The organism is Xanthocytophaga agilis, assembly GCF_030068605.1.
In the GTDB taxonomy this organism is placed as follows: domain Bacteria; phylum Bacteroidota; class Bacteroidia; order Cytophagales; family 172606-1; genus Xanthocytophaga; species Xanthocytophaga agilis.
Window position 1 is genome coordinate 1 of sequence record NZ_JASJOU010000003.1, and the last position, 15,776, is coordinate 15,776.

17 protein-coding genes are annotated in these 15,776 nt (G+C 38.0%); 5 read left to right on the plus strand and 12 right to left on the minus strand.

Going from position 1 to position 15,776, the window contains the following annotated elements; translation table 11 throughout:
• A partial coding sequence (locus QNI22_RS10440) for a hypothetical protein (RefSeq protein WP_314510583.1) occupies window positions 1–195 on the minus strand: 195 nt, incomplete at its 3' end.
• Window positions 196–747: 552 nt separating this feature from the next.
• On the opposite strand from QNI22_RS10440, the gene QNI22_RS10445 reads away from it, so the two are divergent.
• A complete protein-coding gene (locus QNI22_RS10445) occupies window positions 748–2,040 on the plus strand; it encodes a hemolysin family protein (RefSeq protein WP_314510584.1) in 1,293 nt (430 codons plus the stop codon).
• 55 nt (window positions 2,041–2,095) lie between these two features.
• Here QNI22_RS10445 and QNI22_RS10450 read toward each other — a convergent pair whose 3' ends face one another.
• The 7 genes from QNI22_RS10450 to QNI22_RS10480 form a co-directional block, all read right to left on the minus strand.
• Window positions 2,096–3,238 (minus strand): DUF3419 family protein, encoded by a 1,143-nt coding sequence (locus QNI22_RS10450; RefSeq protein WP_314510585.1) that lies wholly within the window; start codon window positions 3,236–3,238, stop codon window positions 2,096–2,098.
• Window positions 3,239–3,249: 11 nt separating this feature from the next.
• Window positions 3,250–3,627: a DoxX-like family protein gene (locus QNI22_RS10455; RefSeq protein WP_314510586.1), complete on the minus strand. Its 378-nt coding sequence runs from the start codon at window positions 3,625–3,627 to the stop codon at window positions 3,250–3,252.
• Window positions 3,624–4,043, minus strand: a complete 420-nt coding sequence (locus tag QNI22_RS10460; RefSeq protein WP_314510587.1) for a hypothetical protein — start codon at window positions 4,041–4,043, stop codon at window positions 3,624–3,626. Before QNI22_RS10460 ends, QNI22_RS10455 begins: the two co-directional genes overlap by 4 nt.
• A 14-nt stretch (window positions 4,044–4,057) precedes the next feature.
• Window positions 4,058–4,819, minus strand: coding sequence for a class I SAM-dependent methyltransferase (locus QNI22_RS10465; RefSeq protein WP_314510588.1), 762 nt, complete (start codon window positions 4,817–4,819; stop codon window positions 4,058–4,060).
• Between the two features lie 31 nt (window positions 4,820–4,850).
• Window positions 4,851–5,594, minus strand: a complete 744-nt coding sequence (locus tag QNI22_RS10470) for a DUF2071 domain-containing protein (protein ID WP_314510589.1) — start codon at window positions 5,592–5,594, stop codon at window positions 4,851–4,853.
• Between the two features lie 207 nt (window positions 5,595–5,801).
• Window positions 5,802–6,251: a GNAT family N-acetyltransferase gene (locus QNI22_RS10475; RefSeq protein ID WP_314510590.1), complete on the minus strand. Its 450-nt coding sequence runs from the start codon at window positions 6,249–6,251 to the stop codon at window positions 5,802–5,804.
• Window positions 6,248–7,138 carry a LysR family transcriptional regulator gene (locus tag QNI22_RS10480; RefSeq protein WP_314510591.1) on the minus strand — a complete coding sequence of 297 codons (891 nt, stop codon included), beginning with the start codon at window positions 7,136–7,138 and terminating at the stop codon, window positions 6,248–6,250. The genes QNI22_RS10475 and QNI22_RS10480 overlap by 4 nt, the downstream gene beginning before the upstream one ends.
• 172 nt (window positions 7,139–7,310) lie before the next feature.
• On the opposite strand from QNI22_RS10480, the gene QNI22_RS10485 reads away from it, so the two are divergent.
• Both QNI22_RS10485 and QNI22_RS10490 read left to right on the plus strand, forming a co-directional pair.
• Window positions 7,311–7,700: a rhodanese-like domain-containing protein gene (locus QNI22_RS10485; RefSeq protein ID WP_314510592.1), complete on the plus strand. Its 390-nt coding sequence runs from the start codon at window positions 7,311–7,313 to the stop codon at window positions 7,698–7,700.
• Window positions 7,701–7,820: 120 nt separating this feature from the next.
• Window positions 7,821–9,194 (plus strand): pyridoxal phosphate-dependent decarboxylase family protein, encoded by a 1,374-nt coding sequence (locus QNI22_RS10490; RefSeq protein ID WP_314510593.1) that lies wholly within the window; start codon window positions 7,821–7,823, stop codon window positions 9,192–9,194.
• Window positions 9,195–9,261: 67 nt separating this feature from the next.
• Here the strand turns inward: QNI22_RS10490 and thrS are convergent, their stop codons facing one another.
• Both thrS and QNI22_RS10500 read right to left on the minus strand, forming a co-directional pair.
• The gene (thrS, locus tag QNI22_RS10495) at window positions 9,262–11,229 is read right to left on the minus strand and encodes a threonine--tRNA ligase (RefSeq protein WP_314510594.1); all 1,968 of its coding nucleotides are present in this window, start codon (window positions 11,227–11,229) and stop codon (window positions 9,262–9,264) included.
• Window positions 11,230–11,291: 62 nt separating this feature from the next.
• Window positions 11,292–11,696 carry a hypothetical protein gene (locus tag QNI22_RS10500; protein WP_314510595.1) on the minus strand — a complete coding sequence of 135 codons (405 nt, stop codon included), beginning with the start codon at window positions 11,694–11,696 and terminating at the stop codon, window positions 11,292–11,294.
• Between the two features lie 820 nt (window positions 11,697–12,516).
• Here QNI22_RS10500 and QNI22_RS10505 point away from each other — a divergent pair.
• Both QNI22_RS10505 and QNI22_RS10510 read left to right on the plus strand, forming a co-directional pair.
• On the plus strand, window positions 12,517–13,773 hold the full coding sequence (locus QNI22_RS10505; protein ID WP_314510596.1) for an aminotransferase class I/II-fold pyridoxal phosphate-dependent enzyme: 1,257 nt from the start codon (window positions 12,517–12,519) through the stop codon (window positions 13,771–13,773).
• A 216-nt stretch (window positions 13,774–13,989) separates the two neighbouring features.
• A complete protein-coding gene (locus tag QNI22_RS10510) occupies window positions 13,990–14,169 on the plus strand; it encodes a histone H1 (RefSeq protein ID WP_313989584.1) in 180 nt (59 codons plus the stop codon).
• Window positions 14,170–14,306: 137 nt separating this feature from the next.
• Here the strand turns inward: QNI22_RS10510 and dapA are convergent, their stop codons facing one another.
• Together dapA and QNI22_RS10520 are read right to left on the minus strand one after the other, a co-directional pair.
• Entirely contained in the window at window positions 14,307–15,200 is an 894-nt protein-coding gene (dapA, locus tag QNI22_RS10515; RefSeq protein ID WP_314510597.1) for a 4-hydroxy-tetrahydrodipicolinate synthase, read from the minus strand.
• The gene (locus QNI22_RS10520) at window positions 15,190–15,729 is read right to left on the minus strand and encodes a DUF6913 domain-containing protein (RefSeq protein ID WP_314510598.1); all 540 of its coding nucleotides are present in this window, start codon (window positions 15,727–15,729) and stop codon (window positions 15,190–15,192) included. Before QNI22_RS10520 ends, dapA begins: the two co-directional genes overlap by 11 nt.
• Between the last annotated feature and the right edge of the window lie 47 nt (window positions 15,730–15,776).

Here is a 15,776-nt window from a genome sequence, read left to right on the forward strand (position 1 = left end):
ATCAAAGATGGCTGCGTTTGAAGTGGTAGGCACCCCAGCTCCTCCACTTCCACCCGAAGTAGCAGACCAGTGGCTGGCATCATTCCACGATCCGCCATCGCCTACCCAGTATAAACTCTGGGCGTTTGTATAAGCTATTGCAACCATCCATAGGATGCTGGTAATAGCAAGTTTGTAGAGTAATTGTTTTGACATATTTATGGGTATAGCTGTGTTTTCAGATGCATTATGGATTTGGTTACTATTAAGAGACTAAAGATCTTCCTGTTCATACCCTTCTTTCACCTCAGGTAAGTCACCCTAAATCACTTCTTATAATTCAACCTCAAAGTTCCAGGAGAAATCGCAGCAATTCTTGTTCTTTTCGTTCTGTTTCTTACCATGTCAGTTTTGATCCTGTATTTTTAAGTTATGGTGCTGTTATCTATTCCTAACTATACAATTCGTCTTTATATGTATATGTGTATTAGACTTAATGTATTCGGGTTATTGCATTGTGAGAAAAGTAATTTTATTCCTTTTTTTAAAGGAAATACTAGTCGACAGAGGAAAAAGAAGAAGTAAGTTAGCTCTCCAGTTAAGGCATCTTATTGTATAGAATGTAACCTCTATACAGACCAAAACAATATTACTCATAAGAGGCTTAATTGAAGGAAAGTAAGTTGTATAGGATCAAACTAAAGCAGCATTCCTGAAAATAATAGCAGAATTTCCTATATTGCGCACTTAATCATCCTATCCCTTTACATGGCATCAGAGGTTTTTGTCATCCTCTTACTTATTTTAATCAATGGTATTTTTTCAATGGCAGAAATTGCCATCGTATCCTCTCGCAAATCCAGGCTCGAAAACGATGCACAAAAAGGAGATCGTAATGCAGAGGTAGCACTTTCACTTGCCAATGATCCCAACAAATTTCTGTCTACCGTTCAGGTAGGTATCACAACAATAGGTGTTATAACTGGAGCATTTGGAGGAGCAAGTCTATCAGAAAATCTGGCAGTATGGATTGCGCAATTTGAACAACTCAAACCATACAGTAATGGTATTGCTCTTTCTGTAATTGTTGTATCTATTACATTTTTCTCTTTGGTATTGGGAGAGTTAGTACCAAAACGAATCGGCATGAACTTCCCGGAAGGAATTGCCCGGGTTATGGCAATCCCAATGAATCTGATATCTAAGCTCTTTCTCCCATTTGTCTGGATTTTGAGTATAACTACGGACTTGTTACTAAAACTCTTTCAGATAAAGCCTTCCGATGAACCTTCAGTAACAGAAGAGGAAATTAAGTCACTGGTAGCTCAAGGAACCAATATGGGTATATTTGAAGAGGTAGAACAGGAGATAGTAGATCGGGTGTTTACATTAAGTGACAGACGGGTAGGATCTATCATGACCAATAAACTTGATATTGAATGGATTGACATTAATGATGAGTTTGATAACATAAAAGAAACTGTAATGCAGGCTCCTTATAGCCATTTTCCTGTATGTAATGATTCGCTGGATGATGTTATTGGAATTGTTTCCACTAAACAATTCCTGCAAACTCTTTTACAGAATGGTACTGTAGACTTACAAAATATAGCAGAAAAACCTTTATTTATTCCTGAGAGCATGAAAGCATTTCGGGTTTTGGAACAATTCCAGAAATCCAAAAACCGAATTGCTATGGTAGTTGATGAATTTGGAACCATACAAGGACTTGTTACGCTTAAAGATTTGTTTGAAGCCATGGTAGGCGAACTGGAACCTGCAACGGATGAAAGTTATACTATTGTAGAACGCGAAGATGGAACATTTCTGGTCGATGGCCTTATGTCTTTTGAAGAATTTCTTCAATATTTTGAAATGGGTGATGTAGATCCGGAAGAACGGGCAGGCTTTCATACTCTAGGGGGGTTAATATTTAATATAGCCCATGAGATTCCTAAGACTGGTGAAAAATTTGAGTGGAATAACTTATCCTTTGAAATTGTAGATATGGATGGTAATCGAATAGACAAACTACTGGTTAGATTACTGGATAAAGAATAAAAGAGTTTTAAACATTACCAGTCATTCCTCTGTAAGTCACTGTTAAAGAGGAATTTTATTTAATGGCAGATACGATTTTATATATTCTAAAATTGTTGCAGATACCACTTCTTTCCTGTTCTTTTATTACATATTCATTCACACCAATTAACTCGAAGCCAATAAGTTGATTTATATATGTATCTGGATCTAAAACTATATACCGAAATACGATCAATGCATCCTGACATGCGGTTCTCCTGATCTCCGTCAATACTCTTTCTATAAAAACCTCATCCATTGCTTCCAGAATATTAGACATTGCAAAGAAATGGATACTGGCATCGGGTTGTGTTGTCAGATAATTTACCATATCACTTTGTATCCAATGAATATTGGATAGTTTCTCTTTTATCTGTTTATAGACAGAAGGCTGCAAGTATAGAGGCAGTGTACTTTCTGACTCGTAATTATAGCTTTGCAGGAATGTCTGCCATATATAGGGATTGCTCTTTAAGGGTGTAGCTGTAAACCAGGTTTTTAATTTATTGAAAATAAGTAGCGGAAAATTCTCAGGTAGACGATGTATGACCTCCTTTCCGAAAATCCACTTGAGAATTGTTTTGTTTAGTAGAACAGTCACTATTCTCTTTAATCTTTTCTCCTTTAAAACAATAGGAAATTGCTGCTTTTGCTGTTCTATATTAGTCAAATTCAAAAATTGACGAAACAAGTTTGCAGAAGAAACAAGTTTCAAAAAAATGGTAGAAAACAAAGCCATCTTTCGATCTATAAAACCGGCATGATTCATACCTTTACTGAGTAAATGCAGATTATCAGACCAATAGTGTTGCGCATCACCAAGTAATTGACGCTCTACTTTCTTGTAAAAAGGCTCAGCATCCTTGTCTAAAGCATATAAGAAATCTTTATAGCTAAGTACTCGCAGAAGTACAGACTTAAGCTGGCAAAAATAAATCTGAGCAGTATTGATATCAATTGCGGTTATTTGTGCTGAGGTATGACCAGCAAGGCTAAACGCTGTACATCCCGCTGAAGCTACCACACAAATATGCTGAGGATCAGGAATCTGCTTTAATAACGCTACTTCAACCACCGGATCTTCCCATACTTGTCCGAATAACAAACGAGGTTGACTAATCCTTTTCTTTCCCAATCGTCCCCATTTCCAGAAAGATGAGACTTGTTTCTGATTCACAATTGTATAGTTTAAAGAAGTTTTCCAGGGCCATATTTTCCTATAATATAAGCGCAACAAAGCAAAGGTAAGTTTGTAATTAGTAAGCCAATAGGTGCTTCTATAGCGCCACTAAACAAAATACCTATTATATTCATTAGTAAAATTAACCCTATTTGAAACCAGGAAACAAACCTGTAGTATAAACCACTCAATATTCCTAGAGCAAGTATAGTTTCGCCAATGCCTATTATCCACAAAAATTGCTGAGCAGATAATATACCCTCTCCAAGCCCCTTTACTACATCCAGATGATGTTTGTCAACTTTAATTAATTTGAGGTAAAGTCCCTGATACAACCAATTGAGGCATAACACTAACCTCAAGAAGAATAGTAATCCTGGGTTCATTGTATTTGTATGGTGAATAGTAGAATAAAGATGACCAGGCAATAAGACCAGAATAGACTAAATACAATATGCATAATAGTCTCAAAACGTTTGCCTCGCCAAAGTGCAGAATCGTATACCAAAAATTGAAACACTAACCGACATCCCCAAAAAACAAGTAAGCCAATAGTGATAGCACGAGCTAAAGGGGAAGGTTGTAGTAATTCTTCCGTCATAGATAAGAATAATACACCATTCAATCCCACAAACAAGGCAATAAAGAAGGTATGAACCTGAATCATTTGTCTGTTCATTAATGACAATGAAGACAATTCGATCTTCCAGCTGAAGCGTCTGGGAAAATCAAGGTGAACAACTGCCAGTAAGAGTAATAGGCTTCCAATAATATGCAGATGTAGAATTAAACCATTTGCCATAGGTAAGAGTTAGTTTATTTCTTCAATACGAATACACTGATAAATGGATTTATACGAAACTGATCAATTAGTAAAAACTCGGTTTCATTAAATGCTTCTTTCCATGCTCTTGCGGAGAAAAAGTGAAAAAAACCGGGTCCATATGCTAGAAAGTTATTTCTATCCCTTAAATGTTCTATTAATATGAAATGTCCTTCTTTCTCCAACACACGATAAGCTTCCTGAAAAAAGAGAACCTTCTCTTCTGGCGTGCGAATCTCATGGATAGCTAGAAATCCAAAGATGGTAGTGACAGAGCCTGATGTCAAATCCCAATTTGTAGTTTCAACAGTTTTTGTTCCTGCTACTACAGACTTGTATTTTCGGGCACGTTTAATTGAAATCTCTATATTTTTTGTTGGATCATAAAAGTCTAAGATCTTCCAGTCTGCACCTGGGAAAAAACGCTGTAACAGCAAACTAGTCTCATCAAAGCCGGAATGTATATTCACAAATGTTCCTATTTCAGATAGTTGCAAGCGGTTTAGCCAAGTCAGCTTGTATAAATCGGATCGGTCGTAGATAAAATGCGACACCACTAAAGAACCTAGCAGATAAAAGAATGCGATTCCTGTGCCAATACCCGCAATAGGCTGTATTAATCCTGTAAACACATCTAGGTAAATCAGTATACAGACAACTAACACTATTCCAAAAGCCAGCACATAAAAATGCCAGTTGAATCGTATTATGTTTAATACGCCTTCCCAACGTTTTCTTTGATAGAATGTTTCCATATTATGCAGATCAAACTTGACTTCTATCACCCTATTGTAATACGTTTTCTATCCTTCCTTTCTCCCATCGATACGGAATGTTCTGTACCACAAATGCATTGGATAATTGTAACTCAGTATGATCAAAAGGAGTGTTGTTCAGAAAACCGATTTTGGCAGTTTGTACATTTACAGGCAAGGGAGCCCAGTTTTCACGAACACCTTCAATGATAGTCATGTGATTAGTCTTTGGCTCAAAATCGAAGGTAAAAGGTAACGGTCCGGCAAAACGACGTGCCTCTTTCCAGTTAGTAAATACGGAATTTTCAGGCAGCTGGCTATGCTCGTCATTCCACTGTACATCTACATGTAAGTCTGATACTTTACTGACTACAGATATACTTTTCTCTTTTATGTTCCACTGAATATCTGTCAACGAATACTGGTAATGTGTTAACATGTTTCCCAGTGTCTTCATCAGTAGCTTATCTGTTTCTGATCGGAGAATGTATAATCCACGCAGCCTCTTCCCATTGATAGTATGGTAACGAACAAACAAACGATAACCGATTAAAAAGAAATTTTGTCCTATCCACTCAGGAAATCCTGCCGGACGCAGATTTTCTGTTTGCACCATTGCCACTGTTACAAAACCAAAATCATTAAAAGTATCTAATTCCAGATGAGGAGGTAACAAGGGACGCAATACTTCCTGAGGTAATGCATAAGATAGTACCAATGAAAATTTAAAGTGAGCAACAACAGGAAATGGGTGCCTTTTTAATTGATCTATCATGATACCTTTGCCTTAGATTTAACTATGCAAAGCTAGTGATAATATATTTTATTTTCAAAATATATTGAAAGTTTAATTTTGAAAAATCGCCTCTTATACATAAGGAGCAATAAAAAATACCCAAAGCCTGATCCATCTCATCATAAGAAAAATCGGACTTTCCAGAATTTAATCGTAGTAAATAAAAAGTAGCGTATTGGTTATCTGTTAAATAGATAAAGAAAAACGGACTTTCTCTTTTCCTTTACCACCAATGCATTTATAAAACTGAATAGCATTTTCATTAAAAACTGGAGTCTGCCATTGTATATTTACACAAGATCTTTCAACGGCTATTTTCTTCAGCCATTGCATGATAGAATATCCGATCCCTTTACCACGACAGATTGGTTTTAGGTACAAACAATCCAGATGTAAAAAATAGCCAGCATCCCAGGTTGAGAAATCAAATGTATAGGTAAAGTACCCTATAATCTCTCTTCCATCCTCCACTATCCAACAATGCAAAGGAGGACTCTTGAGTGAAAGCAACGTTTGAAAAACTTCTTTCTTCCCTTCCAACTTATAATTAGTCTGCTCATATTCTGCATGTTCTTGACATAATATCAGTAAAGCATCTATATCTTCCATCTGACATATACGAAAATGATAGCTCATCCTACTTTTATTTCTCTTTGTAAAAAATCGATAAAATGATTGAAATATGCTGGGTACTGACGCTTTTTCAAAACAGCTATATAATGTTTTCGCTTTAATCCATTTTTGCCAATCTTGACAGTTCTCAGATTACCTGTATGTAAATAAGGTTGCAGAGCCCACTTAGCCATTACCATTACTCCCATATCAGCTTTTACCATTTCCAGTGAAGCTTCTGTTAAAGGTAAAATGATAATTTTCTTAGGTGATACATTAGCTGGTGACAATACATGCTGATGGATAGTCACCGTTTTTAAGGGAAGTGAATGAATAATAAGATTCTGATCTGCGAAATCCGGTGCTTCCACAAATCTTTTCTTTACCCAGAGATGTTCATCTGGTACCACCGCAACCATCTCATCCTGAAACAATTCAATGTATTTGATATTATCATCTTTGATAGGATCACTACTAATAGCAATATCCAGTACACCTTCTGTTAGCCTTTGTAACGGCTCATGGGTAGCTTCCATGACAATTTTGATTTCTACATTTGGATACAGTACATGAAACTGACGCATTAGGGAAGGCAGCCAGTGATAGCTGGTATAACATTCTGTACTAATACGAATCTCCCCTACCTCTCCATACACCAACTGTTTGATTTCCTGCTCCGTTTCTGAAAGTTTAGCTAGAACATCAGTAGCCAGAGCATATATCTTCTCCCCTGCACTAGTTAAAATCCACTTCTTATTCAATCGTACAAATATCTTTGTCCCTAACTGGTATTCAGCCTCTTTCAGCTGGTGGCTTAAGGCGGACTGAGTCAGATGCAGCTTATCTATAGCTTTTGTAATGCTCCCTTCCTCTACAATAGCTTTTATTAATTTCAGATGACGGATTTCCATTGACAGTCTTGATACCTACTACTTGTTTTTAACAAAAAGAATATTTGCAAAAGTACTATTTGCGCTCCAGGGTTTTTCATGAAAAAATCTGATAGTGGACATGAAATTTTTTCGTTTTTGAGCCATTTTCGTACCCACTAGCTTTGCATTCATAACCAAAACCTATACTGTCATGAATGCACATGTAAAACATTACGAAGACAAGTTAGCATATGAAATTGATTCCTGGGACGCTCACCAGGCTATTCTGAACAATGAAAAGATTATTATTCTGGATGTTCGTTCACCCGAAGCCTATGCGAATGAGCATATCCCAGTTTCCCAGAACTTTCACCATAAAACTATCACAGAAGAAACAGTTAAAAAACTTGATCTCAGCTATACTTATGTCACCTATTGTGATGGCATTGGCTGTAATGGATCGACCAAAGGAGCTTATAAACTTGCCAAATTAGGAGTAACAGTCAAAGAACTTATTGGCGGGCTGGATTGGTGGAAACGAGATGGCTATGCTACTGAAGGTACATTTGCCAAATCAGGTATTAGTTGTAATTGTGATTAGTGGATGGCTTTTATGTAATCACAAGATAAATTCATGTCTTAATCTTGTGATTACTTTTATTCAACAAATACTTAAAAACCATCAGGTTCTGGTATCTTTACACTATACTATCAAAGAGCTATGCAAACTCCACTTTCACTCCTGCAAGACATTATAGAAAGCTATCAGAATCAGATCTTTCCTCATCCTATTGCGCCTCATATCACAACAAAGCAGCTTGAAAAACAGCTGCATCCCTATGATTTTCAGAAACCTATAGAATTAGCTACCCTTACCACCCAGGTAAGTAAACTCCTCAAGGAAGGCAATCTCCATGTGCCTCATCCTGGTTATTTTGGTTTGTATAATCCTGCCACCACTCAGGCCTCTATTATTGCGGATGCACTGGTGGCCTTATACAATCCCCAACTGGCAGTACAATCTCATTCGCCTGCTGCTAATGCCATTGAAAAACATGTACTTGACTTTATGGCTCAACATATTGGCTACTCAGGTGATTACTACTCCTGTTTCACCTCTGGCGGTTCGGAAGCCAATCATATGGGATTACTAGCAGCATTAGCACATCGGTATCCTGCGTATGTTGAAGAAGGAGTTTGGGCATTGGAAAAACGACCTGTTGTATACATCTCTGCAGCCGGACACAATTCGTTTGATAAGGTGGTAAAAAATACAGGCTTAGGGTCTAATACATTACGAAAGATCCCTCTTGACAAGTCGCTAAAGATAAGTCTGTTCCATCTGGAAGAGCAAATTCAGAAAGATATTTTGGCTGGTTACCATCCTGCAGTTTTGATAGGTACTGCAGGCACAACAGGTAGTGGAACTATCGACCCACTACCGCAACTGGTTAAATTAGCTGAGAAATATGATCTCTGGTTTCATGTAGATGCTGCATGGGCTGGAGCAGCCGTACTATCTGAGAAGCTTAAATCGTATCTAAATGGTATTGAACAGGCTGATTCAATAACCATTGATGCACACAAATGGCTATCCACTTCTATGGGAGCGGGTATGTTCTTTACTAAACATAGTACAGCTGTGCAAACAGCATTCAATATTCCGGCAGCCTATATGCCATCTCATCTGCAAACGGAACCCTATGCCACTAGTCTGCAATGGTCCAGAAGATTTATCGGATTGAAACTATTTATGGTACTGGCAGAAAAAGGTCAGAATGCCATCGCAACACAAATGGAATACCAGTGTCATCTTGCGGAATATATGAAAGAAAAACTAATGGCATCTGGTTGGCTTATTATCAATGATAGTCCGGTAGCTGTACTTAATTTCACACATTCTTCTATTCTATCAGGGAGTATTTCTACGGATAAAATACAGAAACAGGTAGAACAGGAAGGAAACTTCTGGCTCTCCACTATTCCTATTGCAGAGTATGGCAAGGTATTGCGTGCAGGCGTTACCAGTCTTCATACCCGAGAAGAACACATTGATCAGCTGATGGATCGATTGAATCAATTTGTCAATTTATGATAGCCATAAATAAAACAAAACCCTCATGTGACCATGAGGGTTTTGACAATATAATCGAGATTGTATATTAAACAGTTTGCAAATGTTTCTCTGCTTCCTGACGGAAGATTTCGACAAACTCATGCAAGGTAAAGCTACCCAGATCACCATGACCGTGCCGACGCACAGAAACTTTCAGATCTGCCTGCTCTTTCTCTCCTACAATCAACATAAAAGGTACTTTTTGTACTTCTGCATCCCGGATTTTCTTTCCGATCTTTTCATCCCGGTTATCTATAAACCCACGAATGTCAGCTTGTTGTAATGCAGTAAATACATCCTGAGCATACTCTGTATACTTTTCAGAAATAGGCAATACCGCAATCTGATCAGGAGCCAGCCACAATGGGAAATTACCTGCACAGTGCTCAGTCAATACAGCTATGAAACGCTCCAGTGAACCAAATGGTGCACGGTGAATCATAACCGGACGATGTTTCTGGCTATCTGCACCAATGTATTCCAATTCAAAACGTTCAGGCAGGTTATAATCTACCTGGATAGTTCCCAGCTGCCATTTCCGGCCCAATGCATCTTTTACCATAAAGTCCAGTTTGGGACCATAGAAAGCTGCTTCACCTAGTTCTTCTACAGTAGTCAATCCTTTTTCAGCAGCAGCCCGACGGATAGAATTTTCTGCTTTTTCCCATTGCTCGTCTGTTCCAATATATTTCTGTTTGTTCTCTGGATCTCTCAGAGAAACCTGAGCAGTATAATCTTCAAAGCCAAGTGACTTAAAGGTATGCTGTACCAGATCAATTACTTTCTTAAACTCGTCTTCTACCTGATCCGGGCGACAGAAAATGTGTGCATCATCCTGAGTAAATCCTCTTACACGAGTTAAGCCATGCAACTCGCCACTCTGCTCATACCGATATACAGTACCAAATTCAGCCAGGCGCAAAGGTAACTCCTTATAACTACGTGGCTTGGACTTATAAATTTCGCAGTGGTGCGGACAGTTCATAGGTTTCAGCAAAAACTCCTCATCCTCTTCCGGTGTATGAATAGGCTGAAAAGAATCTTTACCATATTTATCCCAGTGGCCTGAAGTCACATACAACTTTTTGCTTCCAATATGGGGAGTAACCACAGGAGAGTATCCTGCTTTTACCTGGGCACGACGCATAAAGTTTTCCAGACGTTCACGTAATAACGCCCCTTTTGGTAACCAAAGTGGCAAACCAGCTCCTACCTTCTCAGAGAAAGTAAATAATTCCAGTTCTTTACCCAGTTTACGGTGATCGCGTTTCTTCGCCTCTTCCAACAGATGCACATATTCATCCAGTTCTTTCTGTTTTGGGAAAGTAACGGCATACACACGAGTCAACTGTTTGCGGTCGGTCTGTCCTAACCAGTAGGCACCAGCTACGTTCATTAACTTAGCCGCTTTAATGACACCTGTGTTAGGGATATGCGGTCCACGACACAAATCAGTAAAGTTACCCTGAGTATAGAAAGTGATACTTCCATCTTCCAGACGATCCAACAACTCCAGCTTGTATTCATCGCCTTTCTGTTTAAAATAAGCTATGGCATCTGCTTTGCTTATAGACTCCCGTTTAAACTCTTCTTTTTGCCGGGCCAGTTCAAGCATTTTATCTTCTATCCGCTTAAAATCTTCCTGGGTCAATGATTTATCACCTAAATCAATATCATAATAGAAACCTTTCTCAATAGCAGGTCCAATCCCAAACTTTGTCCCGGGATATAAAGCTTCGATGGCTTCAGCCATTAAGTGGGCAGAAGAATGCCAGAAGGTCGCTTTACCTTCTTCATCATTCCAGGTTAATAGTTTTACTTCTGCATCCTCATCAATAGGTCGGGAAGCATCCCATACCTGGCCTTCTGTCATAGAAGTTGTTTTTACTTTGGCGGATAGCACATTACGGGCTAAACCTTCGCTGATGGACAAAGCAACGTCCATGCTGCTGGAACCTTTCGGAAACTCACGAACGCTTCCGTCAGGCAGGGTAATTTTGATTTGATCTGACATAAAAATGGGTTTTAGCGACTCACGTACGAGTGTGAATCGAATATAAAATAGAAAAAAAGGATTTATTGTACTCTCTTAAATAGCAATAATATTGGTAAGCCCATATCTGGAACTGTGATAGTGAGTATATCAGTGGTAAGTTTTATAATAATATATGTTTCCTCCTTCTGTTCTGAATTAATAAGCAATTTATTGCCTACCTTCTTATATTTTGTTTTCCCCTGCTCACTTATATAACTACCATCGTTTTTAAATTCAATTACAGAATTTTTCAGAGAATTCTTCGTATTGGTTGCTTCTGTACGGAACATCTCTACTTGGTTCTTATCTGATTTATCAAGATCCACAACAGTTTTATCAATCTGAGCATCATAGAATTTCCACTTTCCAATTATAGACTGCCCATAAACGCAGGAAAATGATAGAGTAATAAAAAATACTATAAATAAAGAATATAGATATTTCATAAATCTACTGGTACAAGAACACTGATTCATACAGATAAACACAAAAGTAGAAGTTTTTGCTCGTAAAGAACTACTAATTCCCAAAGTTTTATACAAACTCAGTGAAATTCAATTATTAAGAATCAGATTTCTTTATAGAAGAAATACCTATTTCTTGTGAGGATATAACCAGATTTATAATAAGGATAAGCTGTACAGCCAAAAACATACCACTCCATATCTTAACAGCTTCCTCATCTATTACATTTCCATTGAAATCATTTAGAGATACGTATCGTCTATGAAATCCCATGAAAGCTATAATTGAGAATAATGGAATTTTAAAAAATAGTACAACTTGCATTATCAGATGCAGAAAAAATAGCCAATAGTTCAATCTCATTCTGATAGAAGCGAAAAAATATATAATCCCAACGATTATAGTGACAATGACAATCAGATCACCTATGCATTGGAAATAATCAGGATATGAATAGTATTTATTATCAGGTGTATTATATACTCGGATAGCGTATCTATTGTCTAAAAAGACTTTACCTGTCAGGAGAATAATACCCAGAACAAGAAAAAGAAAACGGATAATGTACTTCATATAAAAGCAATAAGGGAAAAACAAAGGTAAAATTGCATTCCTATATTATCTCTAAAAAGTACCAGATAATCACTAAATTCAGGGCTCATCAGCTCTTACTCTCAGGTTTTTGACATAGACAGGTTGCCTTTTCCCAATTTTCCTCTATATTTGCCCGATTTTTATAACAATTTCTTAACATCCCAATTGTAATTTTCTCTATTAGTTCATTTATAAACGTTTTGTCACGTGGATATTTTTGAAAAGCGTATTGCGAATCCAGGAAACATTGGAAAGCATTCTGATAACTCGCACGGGTATTTTACTTTCCCAAAATTAGAAGGAGAGATTGGTCCGCATATGAAGTTTCGTGGAAAAACGTTGCTCAACTGGAGTTTAAATAACTACCTGGGTCTGGCTAATCATCCGGAAGTGCGTAAAGCTGATGCAGAAGCTGCTGCACAGTATGGCTTGGCTTTACCTATGGGAGCTCGTATGATGTCAGGAAACAGTGTTTACCATGAGCAACTGGAACGTGAACTGGCAGAGTTTGTAAAAAAAGATGATTCTATCTTATTAAATTATGGATATCAGGGTATCATGTCCGTTATTGATGCACTGACAGATCGCCACGATATTATTGTATACGATGCAGAAGCTCATGCATGTATCATTGATGGCATTCGTATGCACATTGGACAAACTTACAAGTACCTCCATAACAACATAGCGGATCTGGAGAAAAACCTGCAGCGTGCTGTTAAGAAGCAGCAGGAATCAGGCAATCTGGGTGGTATTCTGGTTATTACGGAAGGTGTATTCGGTATGACAGGCGCTATGGGTAAACTAAAAGAAATCGTTGAACTGAAGAAAAAATACGATTTCCGTCTGTTGGTAGATGATGCACATGGATTTGGAACAATGGGAGCAACAGGTGCAGGTGTAGGTGAAGCACAAGGAGTACAAGCAGATATTGATCTATATTTCTCAACATTTGCTAAGTCTATGGCAGGATTCGGCGCATTTGTGGCCGGAAAGAAAGACATTCTGATGTATCTGCGTTATAACCTGCGTTCACAAATCTATGCCAAGTCTTTGCCTATGGCAATGGTAATTGGCGCGCTGAAACGTATGGAACTTCTGCGTACTCAACCTGAGTTACGCGAAAATCTTTGGAAAGTGGTAAATGCACTTCAGAACGGTTTGCGTGAGCATGGTTATAACATTGGTACTACCGAATCACCTGTAACACCTGTTATGTTAAACGGAACTATTCCGGAATCTCAGAATATGGTTATTGACCTTCGTGAAAATCATGGTGTATTCTGCTCTGTGGTTGTTTATCCGGTTGTACCAAAAGATATGATTCTTCTACGTCTTATCCCTACAGCTTCTCATACGCTGGAAGATGTAGAAAAAACGCTGGTTGCATTTGATAAAATATCAGACAAGCTGCGTAGCGGAGTATACGCTAGTACTGAAGTACCTATGATGGTGAATGTATAATTCACTTCAGATCAAGGTTCGAAGATGGCCAATTAAGGGATAAGCCTCTCCGTTTTGCCCCGAAAATATCACCTTCGAACCTTGAATCTTTATAAAACCTTCGTTTTTTTCAAAAAAAAGGCCTTTTTTTCCTATAAATATTTGACTGCAATATTTAAATCTGTAATTTCGGGCGTTCAAAAGTATTATACATCCATAACCTAAAATCACAATCGAATGAAACGATTTGAGCAAATTAGAGACCTAGTACTGTCATTGGAAGGCGATTTTGAAAAGTTCTACGACAAAGGAAACCAAGCAGCAGGAACACGTGTAAGAGCAGGAATGCAACAACTAAAAACTTTGGCTCAAGAAATAAGAACTGAAGTACAAGACAAGAAAAACGCTGAAAAATAATCAGCCTTAAAAATAAAAGAAGTCTGGATTGTAGATTCAGACTTCTTTTATTTTTAAGGCTGATCTATATATGATCAGAGTTCAAAAGAAAAGCCTGTGGGAACACAGGCTTTTCTTTTTATAGATATCTATTATTGTTAGGCAAATTCAGGCAATTGCATGCTAGCCAGCGTCTGTTTGATACGAGCCGTTAATGAGTCGGAGGCTGATACCAATGGTAATCGAACCCGATCTTCACAAATCCCTAATGATTTCAACGCACTTTTTACTCCTACAGGATTGCCTTCTTCATACATCAGATCGTTGATCCGTGAAAGCTGAAACAGATAAGGTATAGCCTGTGTATAGTTACCAGTAAGCGCTTCATTTACCATACGGGTAAATAGCTGAGGCAAAGCATTGGCAATTACAGAGATTACCCCTTTTGCACCAAAAGTAGTCATAGGCACTGTAAGCATATCATCTCCTGCCAGAAACAGAAAATCAGCCGGTTTATCACGTGCAATCTCAATACCCTGAGACATATCGCCTGAGGCTTCTTTTACACCAATGATATTTTTATGCTGAGCAAGTACCAGAGTGGAGGCAGCCGTCAGGTTAGACGCTGTACGTCCTGGAACATTGTACAGAATTACAGGCACCGGACTAGCATTGGCTACAGTTTCATAATGAGCCATGATGCCTCTTTGTGTAGGTTTGTTGTAATAAGGGCTCACAGATAAGATAGCATCTACATCTTTAAAATCTGTTTCCTCAATAGTATCCAGTAAAGAAGCTGTATTGTTTCCTCCGATTCCATATACAATAGGCAAACGTCCTGCATTATAGTCTCTGACAAAATTCAGAATTTCCTTTCGTTCGGCCTTGGTTACAGTAGCAGACTCACCAGTAGTACCCATAACAACAAGGTAATCTACTCCACCAGAGATGGTATGTTCAAGCAATCGCTCAAGGGCTGGAAAATCAACGGAAAGATCCTCCTGAAACGGCGTTACCAGCGCTACGCCTGTTCCATAAAATTTAGTGTTCATGTAAGCTTAAACTAATTTTTTGAGTGTACTCATATAACTGGGCCAGCAAGGTCTGAAGAGAAGCATCCTGTGGAGGTTCAACCATCAGATCAAACAAATACTCTTTGCCTTCCTCATGAAATCCTACTCTGAATTTAGCATGACTTCGCATCAGAATATATTCGAAAGGTAAAAAAACTTGCCTGCTTACGCAAAATAAATAATCAAAACGAAAATCAATGAACTGACTTACTTTCTCATTCTGTATGTCACCAAACAGAGAGATCTCCTTTTTGGTAAAAAAATCGAACTTAAACTGATATGGATTACTATGAAAGTTCTCAAAAAATGTTAGTGCACGCACTCTTTTATGATCTCTCACCAACTCATCCACAAACTTATTTAAAGCTTGTTGTTGTCCCTCCTCCTCCAGAAAAAGGATACCAATATCTTTTGCCTCTGGTAAGGATACCATGACAGCATCCTCTGATCTACCTTTCCGAATCAGTTGATCTGTCTTGCGCTTTAGAAAATAGTCAGCAATTTTCATTTTTTGTTTTCAGTGGTTGTTCTCGTCTATCATTTTCATTTATAATG